This is a genomic window from Frankia sp. RB5, assembly GCF_059816245.1.
The window spans coordinates 1-25,648 of the sequence record NZ_JCBATA010000003.1 but is presented as its reverse complement, the minus strand read 5'-3'; the positions used below and the strand labels follow the sequence as shown (position 1 = coordinate 25,648).

Here is a 25,648-nt window from a genome sequence, read left to right as displayed (position 1 = left end):
GTCTGCCCGCTCCGCCCGGCCCGCCCGGTCGGTGGCGTCGGCCGCCGAACCATCCGGTCCGCGGATCTGCGTCGTCGGCTCTGGCTGGGAATTCGTTTCCGGAATCAGCTATTACACGCATCAGCTGGCCCGGGCATTCGACCGTGCCGGCGACCCGCGGGCCTCGGTCGTGCTGATGCGCCGCCTGCTGCCGGCCCGGTTCTATCCGGGGCGTTCCCGGGTCGGTGATCGGACGATCGTCAGCCAGCGGTATCCGGACTCCGTTCCGGTGTTCGACGGAGTCGACTGGTTCTGGGGCTCGTCGATGGCGCGGGCGCTCACATTCCTCGCCCGCGAGCGGCCCGAGGTCGTCGTCTTCCAGTGGTGGACCGGAACGGTGCTGCACAGCTATCTGGCGCTGGCCGCGTTCGCCCGTGCCCGCGGCGCCCGCGTCGTTCTCGAGTTCCACGAGACGCAGGACACGGGCGAGGCTGCCCGTCCCGGGGTGGCCGCCTATGTGAACCGGTTCCTGCCGGCACTGCTGCGCCGCGCCGACGCGCTGGTCGTCCATTCCGAACACGACGCCGACGTCGTTCGGAAACGGTTCGCCAATCCCGATCTTCCGGTCGCGGTCATCGCGCACGGCCCGTATGAGCAGCACGCGGGCAGCGGCGGTGTGCCCGCCCCGCGGCGGCATGACTCGGTCACGAACCTGCTGTTCTTCGGCACTATTCGTCCCTACAAGGGGCTCGAGGATCTGCTCGCCGCGTTCGACCGGCTGACCGAGGAGGAAGCGGGCCGCTTTCGGCTGACGGTTGTCGGCGAGACCTGGGAAGGCCACACCCTGCCGATCAGGATGATCGAGCGCTCCCCGCACCGGGACCGCATCGTCCTGGTCAATCGGTATGTCAGCGACGTCGAGGTGAACTCCTACTTCGCGGCCGCGGACGCCGTCGTGCTGCCGTACCGGCGCTCGTCGGCGTCCGGCCCGTTGCACGTGACCATGGCCGCGGGTCTGCCCGTCATCGTCACCGAGGTCGGCGGTCTCACCGAGATCGCCCTGCGCTACCCCGGTGCCGGGCTCGTCCCGCCGGCCGATGTGCCTGCCCTGCTCGCGGCGCTGCGCGAGCTGCCGGCGCGGTGCGGCCGGCGCTACCCCGACCCGACGTCGTGGGCCGAGACGGCGCGGCGCTATCAGGATCTGTTCGACCGGCTGCTCGGCCCGACCCGCCAGCCCGAGCTGGTCGACGCCCGGCCCGCGGACCTCGCCGACACCGCGGCATGACCGCCCCCGGCACCGGCACCTCCCAGACGCCGGACCCGGCCGGCGTGGACCGCGAGCTCGCGGTGACAGTGGTGATCCCGACGGTTGGCCGGGACACGCTGCTCGCGGCTGTGCGTAGTGCCGCCGGGCAGACCCGACGGCCCGCCAAGATCGTCGTCGTGGTCGACGGGTCCGACGGCAGCGGGCTGCCCGCCGCCGTCCGGGACGAGCCGCTGGTCGACGTCATGGTCACCGGCGGCGGGGCGGGCCCGGCGGGTACCCGTATGCGCGGCGCTCGCCAGGCCGCCGGCGACCTCGTCGCGTTCCTCGACGACGACGACGAATGGCTCCCCGACAAGCTGGAGCGCCAGGTCGCCGCCTACCGCGCGGCGCGGCGCGGCGCCCGGCTGCCGCTGGTCTCCTGCCCGGTCCTGGTCGTCGACGGCGCCGGCGCGGTCCTCGACGTGGCCCCGCGCCGCACCATGCGGGCGCCCGGCGAGGACGTCGCCGAGTTCCTGTTCCGCCGTTCGCCGCGCCGCGACAGCGGCTTCGGCATGGGTTCGTCCACCCTGCTGTGCGACCGGGAGCTGCTGCGCGTGGTGCCCTGGGACGAGGCGCGCACCCTGCACGAGGACTGGGAGTGGGTGATCCGCGCCGCCCGCCATCCCGAGGTCCGGGTGGTCATGCTGCCCGAGCCGCTGGTGCGCTACCTGTCCCATCCGCCGGGCACGTCGGCCTCGCAGCCGCGTGGCGGCTGGCGGCGCAGCCAGGAGTTCGCCGAGTCGACCGTGCGCAGCCCGCGTGCCCGCGGGGACTTCCTGCTGTGCGTCACCGCGCTGATGGCCCTGTCCGAGGGCAGCCGCGGCGCGGCGCTGGGGGTCGCTCGCCGCGCCGCCGTTCACGCCCGGCCCGGGCCCGCCGCCTGGGTGCTGTTCGTCGCCCACCTGGCCGCGCCGCGCCGGGGCGGGACTGCGCTCGGCCGCCTGCGCGGCACCCTTCGGCGCCCCGGTCCGCGCGGCGCGCGCGGCCACCTCGGCACGCCCGCGCGATGAGCGGCGTCGGCATCCCGGCTCGCGACCGACGGCTCGTGCTGGACGCCTATGCCCTCACCGCGAGCTCCGTCGGCAACGCGCTGACCGGCCTGCTGTGCTACGTGCTGTCCGCCCGGCTGTACTCGCGTGACGTCGTCGGCCAGGCCGCGGGCCTGACCGCGGGGCTGGTGCTGATCTCGGCGATCGCGTCGCTGGACCTGCACACCGCGCTGCAGCGGTTCCTGCCCGGCGCCGGGCGCTCCGGTGGTCGGCTGATGTGGGGGTGTTACCTGACCGCCGCGGTGGCGAGCGCCGTCGTGGCCGTGCCGTTCGTGCTGCTCTTCGGCGCGGACCTGTTCGGCGGGCGGCCGGTGTGGGGGCTCGCGTGGTACCCGGCGTCGGTCGCGTTCTGGTCCGTCTTCGCGTTGCAGGACGTGGTGCTGCTCGGTCTGGGCGCCGCGGTCCTCGTGCCGGTGGAGAACCTGGTGTTCGGGCTGCTGAGGCTCGCGCTGCTCGTGGTGTTCGTCGGCGGGGGCGGATTCGCGGTGTTCGCGTCGTGGCTGCTGCCAGTGGTCCTGCTCGTCGCCGTGGTCAACGTGGTGATCTGGCGCCGGGTACTGCCCCGGTTCGCCGCCGCGGCCGAGCCCGGGCCGCCGGGCTGGGACGTGGGCACCGTCGCCCGCTTCGTCGGCGGCAGCCACATCGGCAACCTGGTCGGCGTGGCCAGCGCGAACCTGCTGCCGCTGATCGTCGTCGCGCGGCTGGGCACCGAGGGCAACGCGGTGTTCTACATCGCCTGGATGGTGCCGTACAGCCTGCGGATGGTCGCGTTCAACTTCGGCTCGTCGCTGCTCGTGCACGGCTCGGTCGACCCGGCGCAGATCCCGTCGTTGCTGCGCACCGCGCTGCGCCGCCAGGCCACGCTGCTCGCGCCGGTCGTGGCCGTGATCCTGCTGTTCGCCCGCCCGCTCCTGCTGGTGTTCGGTCCCGCCTACGCGCAGGCCGCCGACCTGCTCCGGCTGCTGACCCTCAGCCTGCTGCCGATCGTCGTGGTGTCGGCGTACCTGCCGATCGCCCGGGTGACCGGCAGACTGTTCGAGGCGGTGGCGATCAGCATCGTCTGCGGGGTCGCCGAGCTCGGCGTCTCCTGGTTCGGCCTCACCCACGGCGGCCTCACCGGGCTCGGCGCCGGCTATCTGGCGGCCGACTGCGTCGTCGCCCTGCTCGTCCTGCCGCGGCTCGCGGCGTTCCTGGCCACTCCCTCCCGCGCGCGCCACGCCGCGCCGTCCGCCGCGTTCGCCGGCCTCACCGGCGCGGCCGCCGGTCGGGGATCGTCACCGCGGCGGCGCGGGCGCCGGCGGGCGGAGAAAGGCGTTCGCCGATGATGCGCGACATCCCCGATCCGGAGGATCGTGACCGGACGACTCCGCTGCGGCGGACCGTCGTCCCCGCGGAGCGGAACCGGGCCGTCGTCCCCGACGGGCGGGGCCCGGCTGTCGTCCCCGACGGGCGGGGTCCGTCCGCCGTGGACGCGGCGCTGCTGGCCGCCGCCGCGCTGCTGGCCGTCGTGATCCTGGTCGCCCCAGGCTCCGGCGCCCGGCCCGTGCTGGCGTTGGTCTGCCTGGCGCTGCTGCCCGGCTGGGCCGTGACGGCCCGGCTTCCACCACTCGATCCGCTGACCACGGTCGGACTCACCCTCGCCTTCAGCCTCACCGCCGACCTGCTCGTCGCCACCGCCCTCGTGCTGGCCGGGGTCTGGCATCCGGGCGTCGCCGCGGCGCTGCTCGGGGTGCCGAGCATCGGGCTCGTGGCGCACGACCTGTACCGCCGGCGCCGCTCGCCGCGTGCCATCGGCCCGGCGGCCCGTCCCGTTCGTTCCCGCCGTTCGACAGGTAAGGACACCGCGTCATGACTGCTAGCCGGCAACCGTGGGAGCGCTCCCGCCCCGTCCCGACCTTCTGCGGGCAGGCCGAGCTGTCCGACCCGGTGCTGCCCACCACCGCGCTCACCCGGGTGGACGGGCAGCCCTACGAGCAGGCCCGGTTGCTCGTTCGGCTGCACGGGGAGCCGCTGGGCTACCTCAACCTGCCGCTGCGCGACGGTCTGCTCGACCACGACGCGTTCTACGAGACGGCGACCTCCGCGTTTGCCGACCGGGTGGCGGTGCACCTGCGCGGCGACGGCCTGCCCGCCGTGCGCGCGATCGGACCGGAGGCGATCCCACCGCGGGAACGGGTCGCCCACTGCTCCCGGTCGGTGGTGGACCCGACATCCGTCACGGTCGTCGTGTGCACCCGCGACCGGGCCGCGATGCTCCCGGCGTGCCTCGCCGGGCTGCGCGCGCTGGACCATCCGGACCTGGAGATCCTGATCGTCGACAACGCGCCGAGCGACGAGTCGACCCGGGAGGCGTTCGACCGGGAGGTCGGTGACGAACCCCGGTTCCGGTACGTGCGCGAGGACCGGCCCGGCCTGTCCTGTGCCCGCAACCGCGGGGTCGCCGAGGCGTGCGGCGAGGTGATCGCCTTCACCGACGACGACGTCCGCGTCGACGGTGGCTGGGTCGCCGGCCTGCTGCGCGGCTTGCGCGCGGGCGCGAACGTCGGCTGCGTCACCGGCCTGGTCTCGACCGCCACCCTGGAGAATCTGGCCGAGTACTACTTCGACTCCCGGGTGACCTGGGCGTCGAGCTGCCAGCCACACCTGTACGACATGGACCGACACCGGCTCGCCCACCCGCTCTACCCGTACTCGGCCGGCGTGTTCGGGGCCGGCGCGAACTTCGCGGTACGCGCCGCGGCGATCCGCGCGCTCGGCGGCTTCGACGAGGCGCTCGGCGCCGGCACCGCCACCGAGGGCGGCGAGGATCTCGACGCCTTCGTCCGGGTCCTGCTCGGCGGCTACCAGCTGGCCTACGAGCCGTCCGCGCTGGTCTGGCACAGCCACCGCAGCGATCTGGACGCGCTGCGCCGGCAGATGTGGGGCTATGGCACGGGCCTGACGGCCTACCTGGTGAAGCACCTCGGTGACCGCCGCAGCCGCGGCGAGATCCTCGCGAAACTGCCCGTGGGCATGTGGAAGATCTGGAAGATCGGCGACGTCACCCGGGAGAGCTACGGGCGCGAGCACACCATGCCCCGGGGGCTACTCGCCCGCGAGCGCGTCGGCATGATCGCCGGTCCGGTGCTCTACGCGCAGTCGCGGGCCGCGGCACGGCGCGGGGCGGCAGCAAGCCCGCTCGGGGCGGTCGATGCCCGGTCCTGACAGCCCGCCGCTGGACGCGCCGCCGCGGCCCGGGGCCGTCCCGCCCGGCATCGGGCTCCCCGCGGCGCTGCCGACCCCGCGGGAAGCGCGCTGGTCGTGGGCCGGCGGGCGCGATGGCGCGCTGGCGCTCGCGGCCGTGCTCGGCGGGCTCGCGCTGTGGGCGGTGAGCCTGCGCGCGATCCACGTCGACCGGCTCGGCTCCTACGGACTGCTGGCGGCGCTGCCGGTGCTCTGGTTCGCCGCGCTGGGCCTGGTGACCCTCGGCGCCGTCGGCGCGCTGGCGGCCGCCCGGCCGAGCGGCGCCGTACTCGCCTGTGGCGGGACAGCCCTGGCGATCGTGCTCTACGCGACGATCCCGGCCGTCGCCGACATGCCGCAGTACGCCTACGTCTACAAGCACATCGGCGTCACCCGGTTCATCGAGGCGCAGCACGGGGTCGACCGGTCCGTCGACATCTACCACCGGTGGCCCGGCTTCTTCGCGCTTGCCGCGCTGTTCGGCGAGGTCGCCGGGCGGCCTGACCCGGTGGCGTTCGCGGCCTGGGCGGAACCGGCGTTCGCCGTGGTGGACCTGCTGCTCGTCGTCGCCCTTGCCCGCACGGTGATGGGCGGCACCCGGGTGCCGTGGTTCGCCGGCTACCTGTTCACCGCGGCGAACTGGATCGGCCAGAACTACTTCGCGCCGCAGGCGATCGGCTTCACCCTGGCACTCGCCATCCACGTCCTCGTCGCCGGTCAGCTCGCCGACAACGGGGCGACCCGCGGCGACGGGCGGCGCGCCCGGCTGCTGCGCCGGGTGCTGGGACGGTCGGCGCACGCGGCGGGCGGCCCGCCGCGGCCCGGCGCGGCCTGGCCGCGGGGCGCCGTGCTCACCGCGGTGCTGCTGCTGATGTCGGCGGTCGTCGTCAGCCATCAGCTCACGCCGTATCTGGTCGTGCTCACCGTCGGCGTGCTCACCGTGCTCGGTGTCGTGCGCCCGCGCTGGCTGGTGGTGGCGATGGCCGCGATCGCCCTCGCCTGGCTGGTGCCGAACCTCGACTACGTCCGGAGCCACTTCGGCCTGTTCAGCGGGGCGGACGCGGTCGCCAACGCGACGAACTCCGGGGTCTACGTCGAGCTGCACAAGTCCGCGGCGAAGGTGCTCTACGCCCGGGCCGGGCTGGTGTTGTTCGCCGGCACCTGGCTCGCCGCCGCCGCGGGGGCGCTGGTGCTGCGCCGTCGCCATCGTGGCGGCCGCGTCGTGCTGCTGTGCGGCGGCGCGGTCGTCGGCACCGCGCTGGTGCTGTTCGCGCAGACCTACGGCGGGGAGGGGCGGCTCCGGGTCTACCTGTTCACGCTGCCATGGTGCGCCATCCTCGTCGCCGCCGCGCTGCTCGGTGAGAATCGGCCGGGCCGGGGGCGGATCGCGGTGGCGCTGGCCACCCTGACGACGACGCTCGGCCTGTGGCTGTGCGCGTTCTACATCCCCTTCGACGCGAACGCCATGTCCCGCGGCGACGTCGCCTCCGCCGGCTGGCTGTACGACCACGGCGACCCGCACATTCCGATCATGTTCGGCGACAACGACTGGCCCGGCGACTACGGCCCCCGCTACGCCGAGTTCCGCCGGACGCCGCAGCCGTCGTACGCGCTGCTGGAGGATCCCGTCTTCCGCGGCACCGCGCTCGGCAGACCGGCCGCGCAGGAGATCGCCGGGGTGGTCGAGACGCTGAGCCGCTACGGCCCCCGCGGCTATCTCGTGTTCTCCCACAGCCAGGTCGCGTTCGCCCACTCCTACGGCCTGGCGCCGGATGGCACCCTCGCCCGCCTCGAACGGGAGGTACGGGCGGACCCGCACTTCGTCGCCGTCCACACCAACCCGGACGCGTCGATCTACCTGTTCACCCGCGATGTGAGGACACCAGCGTGACGACCATCCCCGCCAGGCCCGGCCGGCTCGTCGTGCCCCGCGACCGGGTGTGGCGGCGCACGCAGATCGTCGGCGTGCTCGGGCCGCTGGACGTGCCGTCGCCGCCGCGGCTGCGCGACGCCCTGTACCGGCTCGCCGCCGTCGCCCCGGGCCGCCCGCCACTGTGCACCCTGGACCGCGCGGGCACCCGGTGGCGCCCCGTCCCCGGGCCTCGCCTGGCCGAGCACCTCGACCGGGTGGTGCGCCCGCTCGATCCCGACGTGGGTGGCGCCGACGACGTCCTCGCCCTGGTCGAGCGCGGCCTGCGCACCCCGCCCGCGGACCTGCCGCTGCGGATCTCGGTCGGCGGTGAGCACGTCCTGGTCGAGATGAGCCACCTCGTCGGCGATGGTCGCCACCTCGACCTGTACTGGTCGGAGCTGCTCGGCCGCGCCCTGGACGGGGGCGTCCCCACGCTCGCCGCGCACGCGGGCCCGCGACTGGCGCTGCCCCGTGCGTTCGCGGCGACCTTCGCCCGTCATCCCGGCCGGTTGGCCGCCATCGCCCGCGGCGCCGGCGCGGCCGCGGGGGACACTCCGCTCACGGAACGGGGGGGTGGAGCCGGCCCGGACGGGGGCGCCGACCCGGCGTTCGTGGCGCGCCACACCGGGCCCGAGCTGCTGCGCGCCGTGCGGGACGCGCGCGGCGGGCGGGACACCGGGCGGTCGGTGGCGGGCATCCTGTTCGCCGCGGCGTGGAGCGCCGTCGCACGCGCGGGCCTGCCGGCGCCGGCGCCGGGCCTGTGGGTGCTGTTCGACGGCCGCCGGTTCCTGCCGGTGCCGGCCGGGGGCGTGGGCAACTTCGTCGCGGGCGTGTACCTGGAGCCCGCCGACCCGCGCGACCCGGTGGCCATCTCGACGGCGATGCGCGCGGTGATCGACTCGGGCCGTCCGGTCGCGACCATGGCCGCCGCCGCGGCCAAGCAGCTCGCGCCACCCATCCCGCTCCCGCGCCGGGGTCGCGGCCCGGCGGCGCCGCCCTCGCGGCCGGCACCGACGCTGGCGGTCAACTTCCTCCCGCGCCTGCCCGGGTTCACCGGGCTGCCGTGGCGGGCCTCGCCGGGGGAGCGGACGCTCGCCCTCGCGTCGACTCCGGGCGGTCCCGGGGGAATCACCGTCACGATGGCGGAGCTGGACGGGTGCCTGCATGTCAGCATCACGTTCGACGGGGCACTGTTCGAACGGAAGGCGGTACGGGCGATGGCCGAGCTGCTGTGCGCGGATCCGCTGGGGCTCGTGCGGTGAGCCGGCGGGTGCGCGGCGGGGCGCGCCTGCGCGGGGTGACGGGCCGGACGGCCGCGGCCCGGGTGTCACTCGCCGCGGCCGCCGCCGGAGTGTTGCTACTGGCCGCCTGTTCGTCGGACGTGTCAGGCCAGGGTGCAGGCCGCGCGGCACGCACGCCGCTCGCGGCCGCGGGGTCCGCGTCGGGCGGGTCGGACGCGGCGCCTGCGGGGCCCGCGGCCGGCGGCGGCGGGATCTGGGGCGCGCCGGTGCAGTCGGACGACTTCGGCGGGTCGGGGGTCGATCCGGCGAAGTGGTTCGTCTACGACAGCCCGAACGGTGCGTTCCCGCGGGTGCCGGCGGCGGTGAGCGTCGGCGCCGGCCTGCTGCGGATCACCGGCGGCACCGACGCGAGCGGCCGGGACGTCTCCGGCGGCCTGTCGAGCCTGCTGCACCAGACGTACGGCCGTTGGGAGGCCCGGTTCCGGGTCGAGGAGGGGGCCGGCTTCTCGGCGGTGGTGCTGCTGTGGCCGCAGACGCAGAAGTGGCCGGACGACGGGGAGATCGACCTGGTCGAGGTTCAGGACGGCACCCGCCGCTCGGCGACGATGGCCGTCCACAACGGGCCCCGCAACGACACCCTCAGCATCCCGACCGCGCTGGTCGGGGACTTCACCGCGTGGCACACGGTCGCGGTCGAGTGGCTGCCGACCCGGCTGTCCTACTACCTCGACGGCCGCAACGTCTTCACCGTCCTGCCGGCCCGCCACCTCGGCGGCGCGCTGACGATCCCGAGCACCGCCCCGATGCACATGGCCCTCCAGCTCGACACCGGCTGCCATGACGCCATCCCCTGCCGGGACGCCAGCACCCCCGCACAGGTCTCGATGTACGTCGACTGGATCCGCGCCTACCCCTACCGGAGCTGACGCCGGCCCGGGGACGTGGGCGGTCGGTCGTCACCGCACGGCGTAGACGTGCCAGGCGGGCAGATCGCCGGGATCGCGCTCGACCCGGACAAGGCGGAACGCCGGGTCGGTGGCGAGGTGCGGGTAGGCGTGGGCGACCGCGTCGGCCGGGCTGGACGCGCTGACGACGCGGGTCACCAGATACCGCGCGCCGTGGCCCCCGGGGTCGCCGAGACGCTCGCCGAAGTCCCGGTCGGGGGTGATGGCGAACTGGTCCGGGCGCTGGGAGGCGAGCACCACCTCGTAGCCGTCGGCCGCGTCGAGCAGCACCGCGCCCGCCGGCAGGCGCTGGGCGTCCAGCCAGCGGGCCAGCTCACGGTCCTGGACGTACCGGTGGACGACCCTGCGCTGCTCGGGGCTCGCCCGCCCCGGGGCGAAGATCTGGGTCAGGAAGTAGGACTCCTCCCGGGCGAGCAGCGGGTTGAGCAGACCGCGCGCGGTGGCCGGTTGCGCGGTGAGCAGCATCAGCAGGACGACGGTGGGGGCGGCGTACCGGCGGTACCGGGTCGCGAGGCGGCACGCGGTGGCGCGGTGGCGACCGGTGGCGACCGGCGGCGGGTCGGCCGCGGCCGACCACGCCTCCCGACCGTCGGCCGGCGCCGGGGGACGCAGGACCGTCGCCGCGGCGAGCAGCACCACCGGGACGATGGTGATCGAGAACCGCAGCCAGCCGAAGGTCTGCCCGGCGAGCAGCGCGGCGACGGAGAACGCGTAGGCCCCGCCGAGCACCGCCACCGGGGCGAGCGGGGCGACGTCGCGGCGCCGCCAGCACAGCCAGCCGGCGACCGCGAGGATCGGCAGGCCGAACGGTTCCAGCAGTCGGGACTGGTCGAACAGGTAGCCGAGCGGCCCGCCGGGCTGGTCGACGACCGAGCTGATGCCGCCGGCCGACAGCCTGGTCTGCGCGGAGTTCCCGTTCGCGGAGGTGAACTGGGCGAACGGCGAGTCGATGATGAGGCTGCTGGTGATCGCCCAGACCGTGAACGAGAACACGAGCGGCAGCGCCAGGATGATCATGTCCGCGACGGCGGTCGAGCGCCGGCCGCCCGCGCTCGCGCCGCCGTCCGCACCGGCGCGCCAGTAGGAGACGCCGCCGACGAAGGCGGTGGTGACCAGCCCGGCGGCGACCGCCTCGTACCGGGTCAGGTAGCAGGCGCCGAGCGCGAGCCCGGCGGCGGCCAGCGGGCCCGCGACACCGGTGCGGACCCAGCGCGTCAGCGCCGCCGCGGCGGCGAACAGGAAGAACAGGAACGATCCCTCGCTCATCCCGTTCATCCCGTAGTAGGCGATCTCGGGGTGGACGGCGAACAGCGCGGTCAGCGCCCACGCGACCCGCTCGCCGGCGCCGAGCTCGTGGCAGACCCGGCGGAAGTACACGACCGCACCCGCCATGAACAGCGCCGACTGGACGGTCGCGGCGACGCCCCGACAGGCGAACGCCGGCCACAGCCTGGCCAGTGGCAGCAGCGGGATCTGTGCCAGCGAGGGCAGAGGGTTCCACACGAAGCCGACCGCGGCCAGGTGCGGGTCGCGGCTGAACACCGTGTAGTAGCCGTTGGCGGTGCGGCTGAGCGCGTCCGACATGACGCTGTCGTGGGCGAAGCTCAGCCACAGCCCGCCGGCGAGGTAGCCGACGGCGCTCGCCAGGAACAGGCCGTGCTCCGCCCACCGCGCCCGCGCCCGTGCCCGCGGTCGGGGGCCGGCGGCGCTGTCGGTGGCCTCCGGTCCCGGCGGCGCCGAGGTCGCGGGCGCCGCGGGCAGGTCCGTGTCAGGCGCCGGCATGGCTCACCTCCGCGTCGGCGGCGCCAAGCCCGTGGGTGGTCTTCTCCCAGAACGACGGCGCGATCACCAGCTGGAGCAGCGCCTTGCAGGCGGCCAGCGACATCAGCAGCCAGTAGGCGGGGGAGAGCACCGCCTGCGGCACGAGCCGGGCGATGCCGGTGGCCCGTGCCGCGACGACGTTGCAGTAGACGAACGTGAAGTTGCCCAGCAGCAGGCAGACCAGGCCGACGAAGTAGAGCCAGCTCGGGAACAGTCGCTCGATGATCGGCAGGTTCCCCGCGAACCAGGTGGCCGTCAGTGCCCAGAGCAGTGGGTTGAGGATGGCCAGCAGCGGTGTTCCGCCGACGAACAGGTTGAAGCGGAGGAATCCCAGCAGGCCGATCTCGCGACTGATGGCGACCGGCTGCCGGGAATGGACCAGCCAGGTCTGCAGATAGCCCTTGTACCAGCGGGACCGCTGCTTCAGCCAGTTGATCGCGTCGCTGTTCGCCTCCTCCAGGGTGACCGAGTCGAGGACGAGGGTGCGATATCCGTGCCGGTGCAGCCGCACCCCGAGGTCCGCGTCCTCGGTCACGTTGAACGGATCCCAGCCGCCGAGTTCCCGCAGGACGTCGGCGCGGAAGTGGTTCGACGTGCCGCCGAGTGGGATCGGCGCGTCCTGGCGGACCAGGCCGGGCAGCATCTGGTCGAACCACATCGCGTATTCGGTGGTGAACCAGCTGGTGAGGAGGTTCTGGTCGTGGTTGAAGTAGGCGAGTTTCGCCTGCAGGCACACCACGTTGCCCGCCACCTCACGAAAGGCGATGGCGGCCTGCCGGAGCTGGAGCGGGTCGGGCCGGTCCTCGGCGTCGAAGATGGTGACGAGCTCGCCGCGGGCGAGGGTCAGCCCCACGTTGCACGCCTTGGGTTTCGTCCGGGGCTCGGAATAGGGAACGCGGACGATGCGCAGGTATTCCGGCGGATTCGCGGCCAGGGCGGCGGCGTGGGTTTCGTCGTCGTCCTCCTCGAGCAGCAGGATGACGTCGAGGCGGTCCGGTGGATAGTCGATGGCGGCGATCGCGCCGAGCAGGTGGGGCAGCACCTCGGGTTCCCGGTAGGCCGGGATGAGGACCGTGTAGACGGGGAGGTTCTCCGCCGGTTCGGCCCGGGCCCGCGCCGGCGGGATCCGCAGCAGGCCCGGGTCCCGCAGCGCCGTGTGGAGCAGGGCGAGGCGTTCGGCGAAGACGGCCAGATACAGCAGGCTGATGACGGCGATGAACCCGATCATCGTGGGCATCGGGGCGAGCGCCGCGGCGGCGAGCAGGGCGAGGGTGCCGCCGGTGAACCCGATCCGCTGACCGAGCGAGAGCCGGTCGCGGGCGGAGAGCCGCGCGGGCACGGGCGGGGCGCTCATCGGGCGCCAACCGTTCCCGCCGGCCCGGGATGGCGGCCTGCCTCCTGCTCGGGCGGCCTCGTGACCTGTCGGTTGCCGGCGACGTCGAGGGCCGCGAGGCCGGCGCAGACCACCGCGACCAGCGCCAGCGCCACCCGGGCCCGGGGCACGGCGGGTCGCGCGGCGGCGACCCGGCCCGTGGCCGGGCGGCGGGCGACGCCGCGGGTCCGCCCCGGTCCGGCGGCGAGTCCGGGGCCGGCGACGGCGGCGAGGAGCAGGGTGAGGGTGACGAGGTCGCCGGTGTGGCCGAGCACCGCCCGCGCGCCGCTCGGCCCGGCCACGGCGCCTGCGAGCACGGCGACGAGGAGTCGGCCGACGATCGCCAGCGCGCAGACGGCGCCGCTCGCCAGAGCCCGCCGCGGCGCCTCGCGCCAGCCGGTGGCGGTGGCGGTGGTGAGGACGACCAGTACGGCGACGGTGAGCCCGCCGGCGAGTCCCCGCGTCGCGCCGCCGAGGGCGACGTCGCCCGCGGGCGAACCGGTCACGCGGATGATCGTGTCGCCGGGCGGCGAGGCGACGACCTGCCAGCCGCCGGGCAGCGTGGCGGCGGCGCGGGCCACGGCGAGCGCGGGCCAGGCCAACCCGTCGGACAGCGGGTGGAGCACGCTCTGCGGCCAGGGGACGAGGACGGCGGCCCACGCCGCCAGTGGCACCCGTGCCCGCCACAGTGCCCGGGTGCCGAACACGACCGTGATCGCCCCCGCGGCGAGCAGGGGAAGCGCGATCAGGTCTGCGTGCGCGGCCCAGAACCGGTCGCCGTAGCGCGCCGGCGGCACCGTCAGCTCCCCGGCAGCCAGCAGCAGCAGGGGCAGCCCGACGAGGTAGTCGATCTGCCGGTCGTGGATGCTCGGCTCGCCCGGCCGGCGCCGCGCCCTGGCAAGCAGCGCGAGAGCGCCGGCGAGCACGGCGGCCAGGCGGTAAGCGGCCGGCCCCTGGGCCAGGGCGGCGTCCCACAGCCGCGGCAGGCCGCCGGCCAGGGCCGCGGCCGCCGCGGCGGCGACCCACAGCCCCCGGGTGAGTACCCGCCAGCGGATCGCCGCCCGCGGGCCGCTGCCAGGGGCGGCGATCCGCGCGTCGCCGGGCTCACGGGGGGCCTGGGCCTCGACGCGGACGCCGGCGGGGGCGCCGGCCGGGTTCGTGGCGCGGCCGGCGGCGGGAATCGGCGTTGCGGCGGTGTCCGTGTCCGGGCCGCAGGCCGGAGGCACACCGCTTCGTGTAGAGGGCACGCCTGTCTCCAATCGCACACGTCATGGGCATCGTGGGCGCGAGAAATGAGGTTGACGAAATTAGCTCATGGTGTGCCAGGTGATATCGCCGGCCGGGCGGCGCGCCGGGTGGTGCTGACGGGCGCGGCGGTCACGCCGAGGGACGGCGTCAACGCCTCCGGCAGGCAGGTACCGGGGCGGGAATGATGTGGAGGACTGATGCCCGTCCTCCGGACGGGCCAGATCGTCGAGTCCGGCGGCTGCTGCGCGTTCCCTCATGGATGCCGCCCCGCGGAGCCGGTTTCCGGGCCGTTGTGTACGCTGCCGCTCAGGAACGGGCAGTGGGTTTCAGCCGCGGATCCGCATGCCCCGACCTCGCCGAGAAATCTGCTGCACGATCGACAAAAGGTTTCCCCCCGGGGTATGTCTTGCGATGTACGGCATCGTGGTGGCGACGCCGGTACTCACCAAAATGCTACCGACCGATCTCCGAGTGTCAAGGCCGGTTGTGGTGGCCGAAAAAAGCGGGTTCGCCGCCACCTGAAAGTGGTAGGATAATTGCGTTGGAAATTCCGGGCGAGACTGGGCATACCCGCCTTGCGGGTGTCGACGGAATTCCGTCGCGCGGAGATCGGCTCAGGGAGCTGAGAAATGCATCAGTCTTCTGAGGTCGACGTGTCCCACTGTTCTCCGGCTTCCGGTGGGCCCGATAAACCGGCCGGCCCACCGTTTCCGGCGGGCCGTCGGTCGCCGCTGGCCGGCGTCGCGCGGGTGGGCCGGCTGTTGCTGACCACTGTGCTGATGGCGGTCGGGCTCGCCGGCAGCGCGTCCGGGGCGGACACCCCCTTCGTGCGGTCCTCGAGCGGCCGGCTGGTCCTGCAGGGCGTGCCGTTCCTGTTCACCGGGATGAACCTGTGGAACGCGAACGCGAACCTCGGGCCGCCGCAGTACTGCGGGTCACCCGCCGGGCTGTCCGCCGCGGGCGACGAGTTCGGGCCGGGTGTGCGCGCGGTGCGGCTCTGGTTCTTCCAGCGGCTGGCGACCACGCCCGAGGGCATGCGTGACTGGTCGGCCTTCGACGCGACCGTGCACGCCGCCGCGGCACACAATCTCAGGATCATCGCCGTCCTCGGCAACCAGTGGGCCGACTGCGAGGGCTACGCGTCGGCCGCGGACGGCTACAGGACGCGGGACTGGTACCGCGACGGCTACCGGCGTAACCGTCCACCCGGCCAGCCGGACACCTACCGGGACTGGGTGCGCGCGGTCGTCGAGCGGTACCGGGACGATCCGACGATCATGATGTGGCAGCTGGTCAACGAACCGGAGGACGCCGACTCGCTCGGCGGTTCGTGCTCGCCGGACGCCGCCGAGGTGCTGCGCGCCTTCACCCGCGACGTCGGGCGGCAGGTCAAGGACCTCGACGCGCGGCACCTGCTCGGGATGGGGACCACCGGCAGCGGACAGTGCGGCACGTCCGGCGGCGACTACGTCCAGCTCAACGCCGATCCCAGCATCGACGTGGCCGATTACCACGACTACGCGCTCGACGTCCTCCCGGGCGACCAGTGGAACGGCCTGGCCACGCGCGCCCACGAGATGGTCCAGTTGGGCAAGCCGCTCATCATCGGCGAGATGGGGGTGGTGCCCGACCAGGTCGGCGGGTTCCAGCAGCGCGCGTCGCTGATCACCAGCAAGCTCCACGCCGACTACGAGCTCGGCGTCCAGGGCGCGCTGCTGTGGGCGTGGCGCCCGGCCTCCGCCGGCGGGTCGAGCTCCGCGGGCTACGACATCGGCCCGGGCGATCCGGTCCTCGACCGACTGGCCGCCCTCGCCCCGTGACCGGGGCGGTGGGAGCCGCGGGCCGGTGGCCTATGGTGCCGGGGTGACACGGTCCATGAACCCGGATCCGCAGGCGCCACGGCCGGACGACAGGCAGGCGGAGAGCATCCCGGCCGGACGGGAGCGGCGGATACCCCCGCCGGAGCAGGTGCGGGGCGCCGTCGTGGCCCGGCGCGGCCAGGTCGAGCACTCGACCACCGACCAGCGGCTGCTCGACACCCGCAGCCCGTCCGGCTTCGTCCACGGCGACCCGTGGCGGGTCATGCGGATCCAGAGCGAGTTCGTCGAGGGCTTCGGGCTGCTCGCCGAGCTGCCGCGGGCCGTGACGGTGTTCGGTTCGGCGCGCATCCCGCCGGACGACCCGGTCTACGCGCTGGGCCGGCGCCTCGGCGCCGCGCTCGCCGCAGCCGGCTTCGCCGTCATCACCGGCGGCGGCCCGGGCGCGATGGAGGCGGTCAACCGCGGGGCCCAGGAGGCCGGCGGCCTGTCCGTGGGCCTCGGCATCGAGCTGCCCTACGAGCAGCGGCTCAACGACTGGGTCGACCTCGGCGTGAGCTTCCGCTACTTCTTCGTCCGCAAGACGATGTTCGTCAAGTACGCGGAGGCGTTCGTCATTCTGCCCGGCGGGTTCGGCACGCTCGACGAGCTCTTCGAGGCGCTGACCCTCGTGCAGACCGGCAAGGTGACCCGCTTCCCGGTCGTGCTCGTCGGCACCGAGTACTGGTCGGGGCTCGTCGACTGGCTGCGTGCCTCCGCCCTGCCGGCGAAGCTGATCAAGGAGTCGGACCTGCAGATCCTGTCGGTCACCGACGACGTGGACGAAGCCGTGCGTATCGTCGTCGCGGGGACCGCCGGGCATGGTGAGCCCGCGCGGCCGGAGGTCCGCGAACCGTGAACGTCTGCGTCTACTGCGCGTCCTCCGCGCTGATCGACCCTGCCCACCTCGTGCTCGCGGCGCGGGTCGGCGAGGAGATCGCCCGGCGCGGGCACGCGCTCGTCTCCGGCGGCGGCTCGGTCTCGTGCATGGGCGCGGTCGCCACGGCGGCGCGGGCCGGCGGCGCACACACCCTCGGGGTGATCCCGCGGGCGCTGCTGGCCCTCGAAGTGTCGGACCCCGACGCGGACGAGCTGATCGTCACCGAGACGATGCGCGAGCGCAAGGCGCTGATGGACGACCGCGCGGACGGTTTCCTCACGCTGCCCGGCGGCCTGGGCACGCTCGAGGAACTGCTGGAGATCTGGGTCGCCCGGGTGCTGGGGATGCACGCGAAGCCGGTGGTCGTCCTCGACCCGGGCGGTGTGTTCGACCATCTGCGCAGGCTCGTCGACGGGCTGGTCGACAGCGGCTTCGTCCGGCCCGCCGCGCGCGACAGCCTGATCTGGACCGTCACCGTCGAGGAGGCGCTCGACGCGCTGGAGGCCGGCGCCGCCGCCACCCCGCCCGCGCCGCCCGCCGGCATGCCCACCGCCGTGGAGATCGCCGAGGGCGAGTAGCGCTAGACGACGCCGCGGCGGGCGACGGCGAGGTCGGCGTCGCCCCGGATCGCGGCGACCATGCGCAGGGTGCCGATGGTGGCGGTGACCTGGTGGGCGCGAAAGACCCGGGCGCCGAGCCAGGCACTGAGCGCGGTGGCGGCCAGGGTGCCCTCCAGCCGCTCGTCGACGCCGGCGTCGAGCGCCTCGCCGACGAAGTCCTTGTTGGACATGGCGACGAGGACCGGCCAGCCGGTCGCGGCGAGCTCCGGCAGCCGGCGGGTCGCCTCGAGCGAGTGGCGGCTGTTCTTGCCGAAGTCGTGGCCGGGGTCGACGAGGACCGCGTCGGGGCGAACCCCCAGGGCGACGGCGCGCTCGGCGAGCCCCACCGTGGTGGTGACGATGTCGGCGACCACGTCGTCATAGGTCATCCGGTGCGGCCGCGTGCGCGGCGGCAGGTGCCCCGCGTGGGTGCAGACCAGGCCGGTGCCGAACTGCGCCGCCACCTCGGCGAGCTCCGGATCCACCCCGCCCCAGGCGTCGTTGAGCAGGTCGGCGCCCTCGCTGGCGACGACCCGTCCCACCTCGGCCCGCCAGGTGTCGACGCTGATCACCACGTCGGCGTGGCGGGCCCGCACCGCGGCGACGAAGCCGCCCACCCGGCGCAGCTCCTCGGCGGCGCTGACCTCCCCGCCCGGCGCGGCCTTCACCCCGCCGATGTCGATGATGCCCGCCCCCTGCTCGACAGCACTGTCCACCGCGGCCAGCGCCTCCGCCTCGCGGTAGGTCGCGCCGCGGTCGAAGAAGGAGTCCGGCGTGCGGTTGACGATGGCCATGACGACCAGCTCACCCGGCCCGAACACCCGCCGCCCGAGCCGCAGCGGCCCCTGCGCGCGGCCGGTCCGCTCCGTCCCGGGCCGCCCGTCAGAGGCGCCGGCGGCACCGGGAGTACCGGGGGTGCCGGGGGTGCCGGGGGTGCCGGGGGTGCCGGGGGTGCCGGGAACGCCGGGAACGCCGGGAATGCCCGGATCGTCGGGGGCGCCACCGGGCGTGCCGGCGGGAAGGTTCGACGGGGTCTCGGTGGGGTGCGCGGCCACCGATACAGCCTGCCAGATCGGACGGGCTGACCCTCGCGGCCGGGCCATGGCACGATCGACGTGTGGTGCTCGCCGTCGAGATCGTGATCGTTGCCGCCGTCGTGTTCGCCGTGGCCGCCCTGGCCGTGGGCCGGTTCGACCGGCTTGCTCCCGCGCCGCCCGACAGCGCCTCCGTCGGCCTGCCCGACGGCGCCGTCGCGGCGGGGGACGTCACCCGGACCAGGTTCGCGATGGCGCTGCGCGGTTATCGGATGTCCGAGGTCGACGCCGTCCTGCTGCGGCTGGCCGAGGAGCTGGCCTGGCGGGACGATGAGCTGGCCCGGCGCGACGACGAGCTCGTCCGACTGGCCAGCTTCGCTCGGATCGGCACCGAGGAGCGGCCGGCGGAGCCGCCCGCCGTCCGACTGGACAAACCGGATAGGTGATCGACCCTGGCCCGCCGTTCACCCCGCCGGCGTTGATCGGCGGTCGGGTTGGGCCACGTGGCATCGACTGTGGTCGCGCCCAGCGACACCGGATGCCCACGGCATTGCGGGGTCGCCGCCGACCGTTGTGATGCCGCGGGGACACGTGTTTCGGTTTGCGGCCCGGTCTACGGGATAATCGTCGCCAGACGCAGGTCCGACGGCAGGAAGAGGTGCACCGATGGCGGCCATGAAGCCGCGGACGGGTGACGGTCCGCTCGAGGTGACCAAGGAGGGGCGCGGCATCGTGATGCGTGTCCCGCTGGAGGGGGGCGGTCGGCTCGTTGTGGAACTCACCGCTGACGAAGCGAGTGCGCTGGGGGACGCTCTCAAGACCGTGGTCAGCTAGGTCCCGCTGTCAGGTCCCGCTGTCGATGCACACCAACGGTGCGGGGATCCGCGTCCATGGCGGCGCGGCCCAGCCGTCGAACCTGCCGTGGTACACCGGCCTGTCGAGACACGTCAGGACCTGGGTCGATGGGGTAGCCGGTCGTCCGGGCGCGCTCGCGCACGGGACGACCGCGACGAGGAGAGCCGCATGTCCGTGGACGGATCCGCGCCGAGCGCGCCCCTCGATGAGCTGATCGCGCCGCCGCCCGACATCATCCTGCGGTCCGGGGACCTGGCGGACGCGGGCGCCTCCGTCGTCGCCGTGCCCCTGTCGGCGGGCGCGGACGGCCCGGTGTTCGACGAGGCCGCCGGTCGGATCGCCGGCGGGCTCGGGGTGCGGCTGGAGCGCCTGCTCGAGACCGAGTCGCCGCGCGGCGACGCCGGATCGGTCCTGACGGTGCCGTTGGCCGGCGGGGACGGTCCGGTCAGCCGGCTGCTCGTGCTCGGTGTCGGCGCGGGGACGCCGGCGGACTGGCGGGCCGCGGGTGCGGCGCTGGCGCGCCGGGCGGCCTCGGGTGCGCGCCTCGCGCTGATCGCCGGTCCGTCGTCTCCCGAGACGCTGCGCGCGTTCGGGGAGGGTGTCGCCCTCGGGTCCTACCGGGTCGCCAGCCTGCTCGACCGCACCGGCCATCCCGGTCGGCCCGCTCCGCCCGGCGACGGCGACCCGGCCGCCGTCGACCCTGCCGCGGAGAGGGCGGGCCCGGCGTCCACCGGCTCGGTCGAGGCCGCCGCCTCGGCTGGCGGGGCCTCATCCGCCGCGGCGGATGAGGGCGTGGCCGGCGCCGTGCAGCTGCGCGAGGTCGTCGTCCTCACCGAACTCGCCCGGGATCCGCGGGCCCGGGATGCGGTGCGGGCGGCGCGCGCGGTGGGCGTCGCGGTCTGCCTCGCCCGGGATCTGGTGAACACGCCGAGTCTGGTGAAGTCGCCGCAATGGCTCGCCGACCAGGCGGTGCGCATCGCGACCGCCGCCGGCCTCGCTGCGACCGTGCTGACGCCGGCCGAGCTGGCCGAGCAGGGATTCGGTGGGCTCGGGGCGGTCGGCCGCGGCTCGCCGCGACCGCCGCGGCTGGTCCGCCTCGAGTACGCCGGGCCGACTCCGGCCCCGCCGTCCGGGTCGTCCGGTTCTGCCGCGACGCCGCCGGGCGATGGGCGCTTCGCGGACGGGCACCGGGTCCTCGTCGGGAAGGGCATCACGTTCGACTCCGGCGGGCTGTCGCTCAAGCCGGCCGGGTCCATGGTCGGGATGAAGACCGACATGGCGGGCGCGGCCGCGGTGCTCGGCGCGATGACCGCGCTGCCCGCGCTGCGGGTGCCGGGCCGGGTGACCGGCCTGCTGTGCCTCGCGGAGAACATGATCGGCGGCTCGGCGATGCGTCCGGGTGACGTGATCACCTGCTGGGGCGGGACGACCGTCGAGGTGCTCAACACCGACGCCGAGGGTCGCCTGGTCCTGGCCGACGGGCTCGCCTATGCCGCTGGCGAGCTGGGCGCGGATGTCATCGTCGACCTCGCGACGCTCACCGGCGCGATCTCCGTCGCGCTCGGCCGGCGCACCGCCGGCCTGTTCAGCTCGGACGACGCCCTGGCCGGGGCGCTGTCCACCGCGGCGGGCAGCACCGGCGAGCAGGTGTGGCGCCTGCCGCTGACGGAGGACTACCGGGCCGCGCTCGAGTCCCCGGTGGCGGACCTGGCGAACATCGGCCGGGCGATGGAGGTCGGCGGGGGCTCGATCACGGCGGCGCTGTTCCTGCGCGAGTTCGCCGGCGGGCTGCCGTGGGCCCATCTCGACATCGCCGGCACCGCGCGCGCCGACTCCGACGACGGTGAGATCAGCCGCGGCGGCACCGGCTGGGGGGTGCGGACCCTGCTGAGCTGGCTCTGCGCGCCCGTGGACGTTCCCACCGCGGCATCCGGCGTCACCTCGGCTGGCTGACGTCCGCCGTCCGCCCCGGCAGCACCCCCGTCACCCGCCCGCCCGGTCAGGGCGCGCGGTGACGCGCCGAGCTGGCGGCGAGCCGCGTGCGGGCCCAGCGCAGGCTGTTGTGCTCGGGCATGACCGCGGGCCAGCCGGCCAGCGCGTCCTCGACCGCGGCCCGGTCCGCGACCGCGAGGACCTCGACCCGCAGCTGCGCGACGTCCGCCTGGTCGACGCGCAGCTGGTCGAGGTAGCGGGCGAGGATGCCGCCGGGGTGCGGTTCGCGCACCGTGTAGATCTCCTCGGTGTCCGCGACCCAGCTGAGCCGATAGGTGCTGTGCTTGTCCTGCTGGTCCGTCCAGCCGTCACCGAACGGGATCTCGGCCGACGACTGCCGCCGAGGGTCCGCGGCGTAGAACTCCCGGATGTTCATGCCCCTTCCCTCCCCGCCGGAAGGCCGGCGGTAACCGGACCGGGTCAGGCGGACAGCCGCCGCAGTACCGTCTCGTAGCCCTGCGCCTGCGCGTCGGTCAGGACAAGGGACACCCGCAGCACCACGGCTCCCTGGACGTAGACGTGCTCGGTGACGAGCGTGTTCTCGGCGGTGACGGTGAGCAGTCTGGCGGCTCGGTGCCGGGCGGCCGTGGCGCTGGCGAACACCTCCACGGCACCGCCGCGCTCGATCGCGCCCCGGGGTGCGCCCGCCACCTCGTTGCTGCCCACCCGGGGATCGCTGAACGCGACCCGGCTGGTGTACCCGCCGGCCCGGCCCAGCAGGTGGTCGGGGTCGGTGCCGGCCGTGTAGACGACGGTGGTGCGCAGCGGCAGCCCGGCCGCGGAGAGCCTGATCGCGACCTCCTCGGCGGTGAGCCCGGACAGCCCGCCGCCCGCCGCCGAGGACGGCGCCGCCGTCGCGGGCCCGCCCTGCTGGGACGTCGGTGCGGTCGGCGTGACCGGGGCGGGCGACGCCGAGGTCTCGGTGGACGGCGCGGGGCGTGCTCCGCCCGCCGGTCCGACCAGGTGGTTCAGCGCGTAGCCGGCGGCCCCGGCCAGCACCGCCACGATGACGATCGCGGCGACGTAGGGCAGCAGGCTGTCCCGGGAGGTGGGCGGCGGCGTCGCCCGCGGCGGGGGGCCACCGGTGGACGGCGGAACGTACGCCCCACCGCTCCCGTACGCCGCCCGGCCGCCGTACTGCCCGCCGCCGAAGCCGGCGGCACCCGTGGCCGCCCGGCCGCCGATCGCGGGGATCATCCCGGTCGGGGCGTTGCTGTCGTCCTGTACTCCGCCACGGTCGATGCCGCGCGTCGGGGCGCCCTGGAACGAGCCGCCGCGGGCCATGGCGCCGCGCGGGGATCCGCCGCGGGCGGGCGCGCGCTCGCCGGCCCCGACGCCACGCCCGGGCGGCGTGTCGACCCGGTCGTCGACGGACAGGCCGGTCCTGCCCGTGCCGTACGGGTCAGGGCCGCGTCGGCTCGTGCCATACCAGGTCGGGTCGTAGGAGCCCGTCCCGTACGGGTCGGCCCCGTAGGGGACGTCGTCATGCTCGCTGATGCCGTCCGCGCCGGACCCGGATGGGCCGCGGGCGGGCGCGGCCTGCCAGCCGCGCTCGCCGGGCCGGTCAGACCGGCCATACCGGTCGCCGCCGCCCCGGCCGGCGTGATCGTACCGGTCGCTCCCGCCGCGCGGGTCGGTGCGATCCTGGCCCGCGTCGTACCGCCCGCGCGGGTCGAATCCCGTGCCCTCGCCCGACCCGTGCCGCGCGCCATGGTCGTCGAGCGCGCCATGGTCGTCCCGTGCGTCGTGGTCGTCCCGTGCGTCGTAGTCGTCTGGTGGGGCGTAGTCGTCTCGTGGGGCGTAGTCGTCCCGGGCGCCGTGGGCATGGCGCGGGCCGTAGCCGCCGCGGGATCCGGGCCCGCGGTCGGCGCGGTATCCGTCGTACGGGTCAGGCGCGCCGTCGTGCTCGTGGCCGTCCCACCGGTCGGACTCCTCGTAGGGGTCGCGCTCGCGGTAGGAGCCGCGGCCGTCGTAGTCGCGCCCGCCGCCGGCGCCCCCTGAGCCCGTGCCGCCGCGTGGGGCGCGAGCGGGGGGTCCGCCGCGGGGAACGTCCGGATACGGCTCGTGGGGACCGTGCGGGCCGGCGTCGCGGCCCTGTCCACGGCGGGAGGGAGTCCGGTCGTCGACGTCGACGGGGCCGCCGAAGTCGTCGTAGCGCCGGTGTTCCCGGGCCGCCGGTGCCATCCACTCCCCAAGGCATCGATTTGTCACGCTTGAGGGCACCTTACGCGCCCGGTCGAACGCACCCCCGGCCAATCACGGGCTGGCGAGGATCGGATGCGTCACGGAACACGCCGTGCCCAACCCGCGCCGGACGCCAGCCCCACCGGGATGGGCCCGCACCGCCGGCTGGCCCGTTCGCCCGCCCCCGCGGCCCCCGGGCGGGGTCCCGCGTCCCCTAGCCGACGGGGGACGAACTCGCGACCACCGCGACCAGCAGCCCACCGCCGGTGGTGAGCAGCATCTGGGTCAGGCGGATGTCATCGCGCACCGCGGTCGCCAGCTCGCGCACCGCGGTCGCGTCGGGGCTGCGAATGGCCGGATCGGTGGCCTGGCCGCTGGCGAGGACGCCCGCGAAGACCACGACACCTCCCGGCCGAAGCAGCCGTAGCGCCTGCGTGAGGTACTCGCTGCCCTCCCGGCGGTCGGCGTCGCAGAAGACGAGATCGTAGGCGCCGTCGGTGAGCCGGGGCAGCACGTCCAGGGCGCGGCCGGTGATCAGCCGGGAGCGGCCCGGCGCCATTCCGGCGTCCGCGTAGGTGCGCCGGGCCAGGCGAAGATGCTCGGCCTCGACGTCGATGGTGGTCAGGGTTCCGTCGGGCCGCATCCCGCGCAGCAGCCAGGTACCGGAGACGCCGGTACCGGTGCCGATCTCGACGACCGCGCGGGCGCCCACCGCGGCGGCGAGGAAACGCAGGACCGCGCCGGCGCCCGGACTGACCGGGACGATCCCGACCTCCTCGGCGCGGGCGCGGGCAGCACGAAGGATCGGGTCTTCCAACAGGAAGCCCTCGGCATAGGCGGCGGCCGAGTCGAGCGCGCCGATGTCTGTCTCCGGCATGACATCCGCAGCCTACGGGAACGGGAGAGGACAGAGGCGCGTTCACCTTGTCGACGTACATCGTGTCGAGGATCGAGTCGACCATCGAGGGGAGAAACATCGGTGTCCGCAGCGGGATTCGCCGCTCCCTGGCCGGGGCGTCGGGTACGTTCGACGCGAACCGACCGAGAGGCGGCCGTGGCTGCGCAGGACTCCGGGGCGGGTTCCGACGCCACCGGCGCCGCCGCCACCACCTCAGACGCTTCCGGTTGGGTGCCCCCGTCCTGGGAGGATGTGGTCCGGGAGCACGGGAACCGGGTGTACCGCCTGGCCTACCGCCTCACCGGCAACGCCCATGACGCGGAGGACCTGACCCAGGACGTCTTCGTCCGCGTGTTCCGTTCCCTGGCCGACTACACCCCCGGCACCTTCGAGGGATGGCTGCACCGGATCACGACGAACCTCTTCCTCGATCGGATGCGTCGCCAGCAGAAGATCCGTTTCGACGCTCTGCCGGAGGACACCGAGCGGCTCGCCGGCCGGGAGGCCAGTCCCGAGGCCGTCTACGCCGAGGCGCATCTCGACGCGGACGTGGAGGCGGCGCTCGCCGCGCTGCCGCCCGACTTCCGGGCCGCGGTGGTCCTGTGCGACATCGAGCAGCTGTCCTACGAGGAGATCGCCCAGACCCTGGGCGTCAAGCTCGGCACGGTCCGCAGCCGTATCTCGCGAGGTCGGGCGATGCTGCGTGCGGCGCTCGCCGATCGGGCGCCGCGTACCGCCGACGGCATGCTGATGGCCGCGGAGGGTGATGGCGTCGACGGCGCCCTCGCGCCCCCGGCCGCCGCGGCCGCGCAGCGGGCCGGGGTGGACTCCGACCAGACCGCCGCCGCGCCCGGCTATCGGCGCGATCGTGATGATGGGCGAGGCAGGATCGGGCGACGGCGTGGTGCCGTGCCCGCTGGCGGCAAGGGCGGTGCTCCGGCGGAGCGACCCGCGTGACCGAGCATCTCGGCAAGCGGATCTCGCCCCTCATCGACCACCAGCTCGATCATGACGCACGGGACCGGGCGCTCGCCCACCTGGCGGTCTGCATGCCGTGTCAGCGGGAAGTCGCCAACCTCCGCGCGGTCAAGGCGCGGCTGACGGGCCTGCGGGACCCGGTGCTGCCGGACGCCGTGACGGCCCGACTGCTGGGCATCGCCGTCCCGCCCACGCCGTCCATCCCCGCCACGCCGGCCAACCGCCGCCAGGCGGACCACGGCCGTTCCCTGCCCGCC

Annotated in this window: 23 protein-coding genes; 16 read left to right on the top strand and 7 right to left on the bottom strand. The window is 74.8% G+C overall.

The features are described from left to right. Positions 1-31 precede the first annotated feature (31 nt). Genes AC6EXY_RS02135 through AC6EXY_RS02100 form a run of 8 tightly spaced genes read left to right on the top strand, consistent with a single transcriptional unit; the run spans position 32 to position 9,635 of the window. A complete protein-coding gene (locus tag AC6EXY_RS02135) occupies positions 32-1,264 on the top strand; it encodes a glycosyltransferase (protein WP_101832781.1) in 1,233 nt (410 codons plus the stop codon). Beyond that, positions 1,261-2,295: a glycosyltransferase family 2 protein gene (locus AC6EXY_RS02130; protein WP_115537977.1), complete on the top strand. Its 1,035-nt coding sequence runs from the start codon at positions 1,261-1,263 to the stop codon at positions 2,293-2,295. The genes AC6EXY_RS02135 and AC6EXY_RS02130 overlap by 4 nt, the downstream gene beginning before the upstream one ends. Continuing rightward, the gene (locus AC6EXY_RS02125) at positions 2,292-3,659 is read left to right on the top strand and encodes a lipopolysaccharide biosynthesis protein (protein ID WP_133150720.1); all 1,368 of its coding nucleotides are present in this window, start codon (positions 2,292-2,294) and stop codon (positions 3,657-3,659) included. Before AC6EXY_RS02130 ends, AC6EXY_RS02125 begins: the two co-directional genes overlap by 4 nt. Further along, positions 3,656-4,186, top strand: a complete 531-nt coding sequence (locus AC6EXY_RS02120; RefSeq protein WP_133150719.1) for a hypothetical protein — start codon at positions 3,656-3,658, stop codon at positions 4,184-4,186. Before AC6EXY_RS02125 ends, AC6EXY_RS02120 begins: the two co-directional genes overlap by 4 nt. After that, complete coding sequence (locus tag AC6EXY_RS02115) at positions 4,183-5,538, top strand: glycosyltransferase family 2 protein (protein ID WP_133150718.1); 1,356 nt, start codon at positions 4,183-4,185, stop codon at positions 5,536-5,538. The genes AC6EXY_RS02120 and AC6EXY_RS02115 overlap by 4 nt, the downstream gene beginning before the upstream one ends. Further along, entirely contained in the window at positions 5,525-7,447 is a 1,923-nt protein-coding gene (locus tag AC6EXY_RS02110) for a hypothetical protein (RefSeq protein WP_165818458.1), read from the top strand. Before AC6EXY_RS02115 ends, AC6EXY_RS02110 begins: the two co-directional genes overlap by 14 nt. Continuing rightward, positions 7,444-8,730: a hypothetical protein gene (locus AC6EXY_RS02105; RefSeq protein WP_499817058.1), complete on the top strand. Its 1,287-nt coding sequence runs from the start codon at positions 7,444-7,446 to the stop codon at positions 8,728-8,730. Before AC6EXY_RS02110 ends, AC6EXY_RS02105 begins: the two co-directional genes overlap by 4 nt. Further along, positions 8,727-9,635 carry a glycoside hydrolase family 16 protein gene (locus AC6EXY_RS02100; protein ID WP_115537975.1) on the top strand — a complete coding sequence of 303 codons (909 nt, stop codon included), beginning with the start codon at positions 8,727-8,729 and terminating at the stop codon, positions 9,633-9,635. Before AC6EXY_RS02105 ends, AC6EXY_RS02100 begins: the two co-directional genes overlap by 4 nt. Before the next feature lie 30 nt (positions 9,636-9,665). Here the strand turns inward: AC6EXY_RS02100 and AC6EXY_RS02095 are convergent, their stop codons facing one another. The 3 genes from AC6EXY_RS02095 to AC6EXY_RS02085 are packed head-to-tail and all read right to left on the bottom strand — an operon-like array spanning position 9,666 to position 14,114. Continuing rightward, the gene (locus AC6EXY_RS02095; protein WP_499817059.1) at positions 9,666-11,456 is read right to left on the bottom strand and encodes a hypothetical protein; all 1,791 of its coding nucleotides are present in this window, start codon (positions 11,454-11,456) and stop codon (positions 9,666-9,668) included. Continuing rightward, on the bottom strand, positions 11,443-12,849 hold the full coding sequence (locus AC6EXY_RS02090) for a glycosyltransferase (protein ID WP_101832768.1): 1,407 nt from the start codon (positions 12,847-12,849) through the stop codon (positions 11,443-11,445). Before AC6EXY_RS02090 ends, AC6EXY_RS02095 begins: the two co-directional genes overlap by 14 nt. Further along, positions 12,846-14,114 carry a hypothetical protein gene (locus AC6EXY_RS02085; RefSeq protein ID WP_499817060.1) on the bottom strand — a complete coding sequence of 423 codons (1,269 nt, stop codon included), beginning with the start codon at positions 14,112-14,114 and terminating at the stop codon, positions 12,846-12,848. Before AC6EXY_RS02085 ends, AC6EXY_RS02090 begins: the two co-directional genes overlap by 4 nt. A 762-nt stretch (positions 14,115-14,876) precedes the next feature. Between AC6EXY_RS02085 and AC6EXY_RS02080 the strand changes: the two genes are divergently transcribed. From AC6EXY_RS02080 to AC6EXY_RS02070, 3 genes are read left to right on the top strand one after another with little or no spacing between them, the layout of a single operon-like run. Then, positions 14,877-15,935, top strand: coding sequence for a cellulase family glycosylhydrolase (locus tag AC6EXY_RS02080; protein WP_165818457.1), 1,059 nt, complete (start codon positions 14,877-14,879; stop codon positions 15,933-15,935). 55 nt (positions 15,936-15,990) lie between these two features. Beyond that, positions 15,991-16,830: an LOG family protein gene (locus AC6EXY_RS02075; RefSeq protein ID WP_243407706.1), complete on the top strand. Its 840-nt coding sequence runs from the start codon at positions 15,991-15,993 to the stop codon at positions 16,828-16,830. After that, positions 16,827-17,429 (top strand): LOG family protein, encoded by a 603-nt coding sequence (locus AC6EXY_RS02070; protein WP_101832765.1) that lies wholly within the window; start codon positions 16,827-16,829, stop codon positions 17,427-17,429. Before AC6EXY_RS02075 ends, AC6EXY_RS02070 begins: the two co-directional genes overlap by 4 nt. Before the next feature lie 2 nt (positions 17,430-17,431). On the opposite strand, the gene folP is transcribed toward AC6EXY_RS02070, so the two are convergent. Next, positions 17,432-18,505, bottom strand: a complete 1,074-nt coding sequence (folP, locus tag AC6EXY_RS02065) for a dihydropteroate synthase (RefSeq protein ID WP_499817061.1) — start codon at positions 18,503-18,505, stop codon at positions 17,432-17,434. A 62-nt stretch (positions 18,506-18,567) separates the two neighbouring features. Here folP and AC6EXY_RS02060 point away from each other — a divergent pair, with 62 nt between their 5' ends. The 3 genes from AC6EXY_RS02060 to AC6EXY_RS02050 all read left to right on the top strand — a co-directional run bounded on the left by AC6EXY_RS02060 (position 18,568) and on the right by AC6EXY_RS02050 (position 21,292). Next, positions 18,568-18,930, top strand: a complete 363-nt coding sequence (locus AC6EXY_RS02060; RefSeq protein WP_101832764.1) for a DivIVA domain-containing protein — start codon at positions 18,568-18,570, stop codon at positions 18,928-18,930. A 220-nt stretch (positions 18,931-19,150) separates the two neighbouring features. Next, a complete protein-coding gene (locus tag AC6EXY_RS02055) occupies positions 19,151-19,318 on the top strand; it encodes a DUF3117 domain-containing protein (protein ID WP_101832763.1) in 168 nt (55 codons plus the stop codon). Between the two features lie 189 nt (positions 19,319-19,507). Then, positions 19,508-21,292 carry a leucyl aminopeptidase gene (locus AC6EXY_RS02050; RefSeq protein ID WP_499817062.1) on the top strand — a complete coding sequence of 595 codons (1,785 nt, stop codon included), beginning with the start codon at positions 19,508-19,510 and terminating at the stop codon, positions 21,290-21,292. A gap of 46 nt (positions 21,293-21,338) precedes the next feature. Here AC6EXY_RS02050 and AC6EXY_RS02045 read toward each other — a convergent pair whose 3' ends face one another. The 3 genes from AC6EXY_RS02045 to AC6EXY_RS02035 all read right to left on the bottom strand — a co-directional run bounded on the left by AC6EXY_RS02045 (position 21,339) and on the right by AC6EXY_RS02035 (position 24,392). Next, positions 21,339-21,707 carry a hypothetical protein gene (locus AC6EXY_RS02045; protein ID WP_101832761.1) on the bottom strand — a complete coding sequence of 123 codons (369 nt, stop codon included), beginning with the start codon at positions 21,705-21,707 and terminating at the stop codon, positions 21,339-21,341. A gap of 44 nt (positions 21,708-21,751) precedes the next feature. Further along, a complete protein-coding gene (locus tag AC6EXY_RS02040) occupies positions 21,752-23,542 on the bottom strand; it encodes a hypothetical protein (protein WP_499842281.1) in 1,791 nt (596 codons plus the stop codon). Between the two features lie 187 nt (positions 23,543-23,729). Beyond that, positions 23,730-24,392 (bottom strand): O-methyltransferase, encoded by a 663-nt coding sequence (locus AC6EXY_RS02035; RefSeq protein ID WP_101832760.1) that lies wholly within the window; start codon positions 24,390-24,392, stop codon positions 23,730-23,732. 177 nt (positions 24,393-24,569) lie between these two features. On the opposite strand from AC6EXY_RS02035, the gene sigE reads away from it, so the two are divergent. Next, positions 24,570-25,370, top strand: coding sequence for an RNA polymerase sigma factor SigE (gene sigE, locus AC6EXY_RS02030; RefSeq protein ID WP_243407705.1), 801 nt, complete (start codon positions 24,570-24,572; stop codon positions 25,368-25,370). After that, positions 25,367-25,648: anti-sigma factor (locus AC6EXY_RS02025; RefSeq protein ID WP_499842280.1), on the top strand; the 282-nt coding region annotated here is incomplete at its 3' end. The genes sigE and AC6EXY_RS02025, both read left to right, overlap by 4 nt.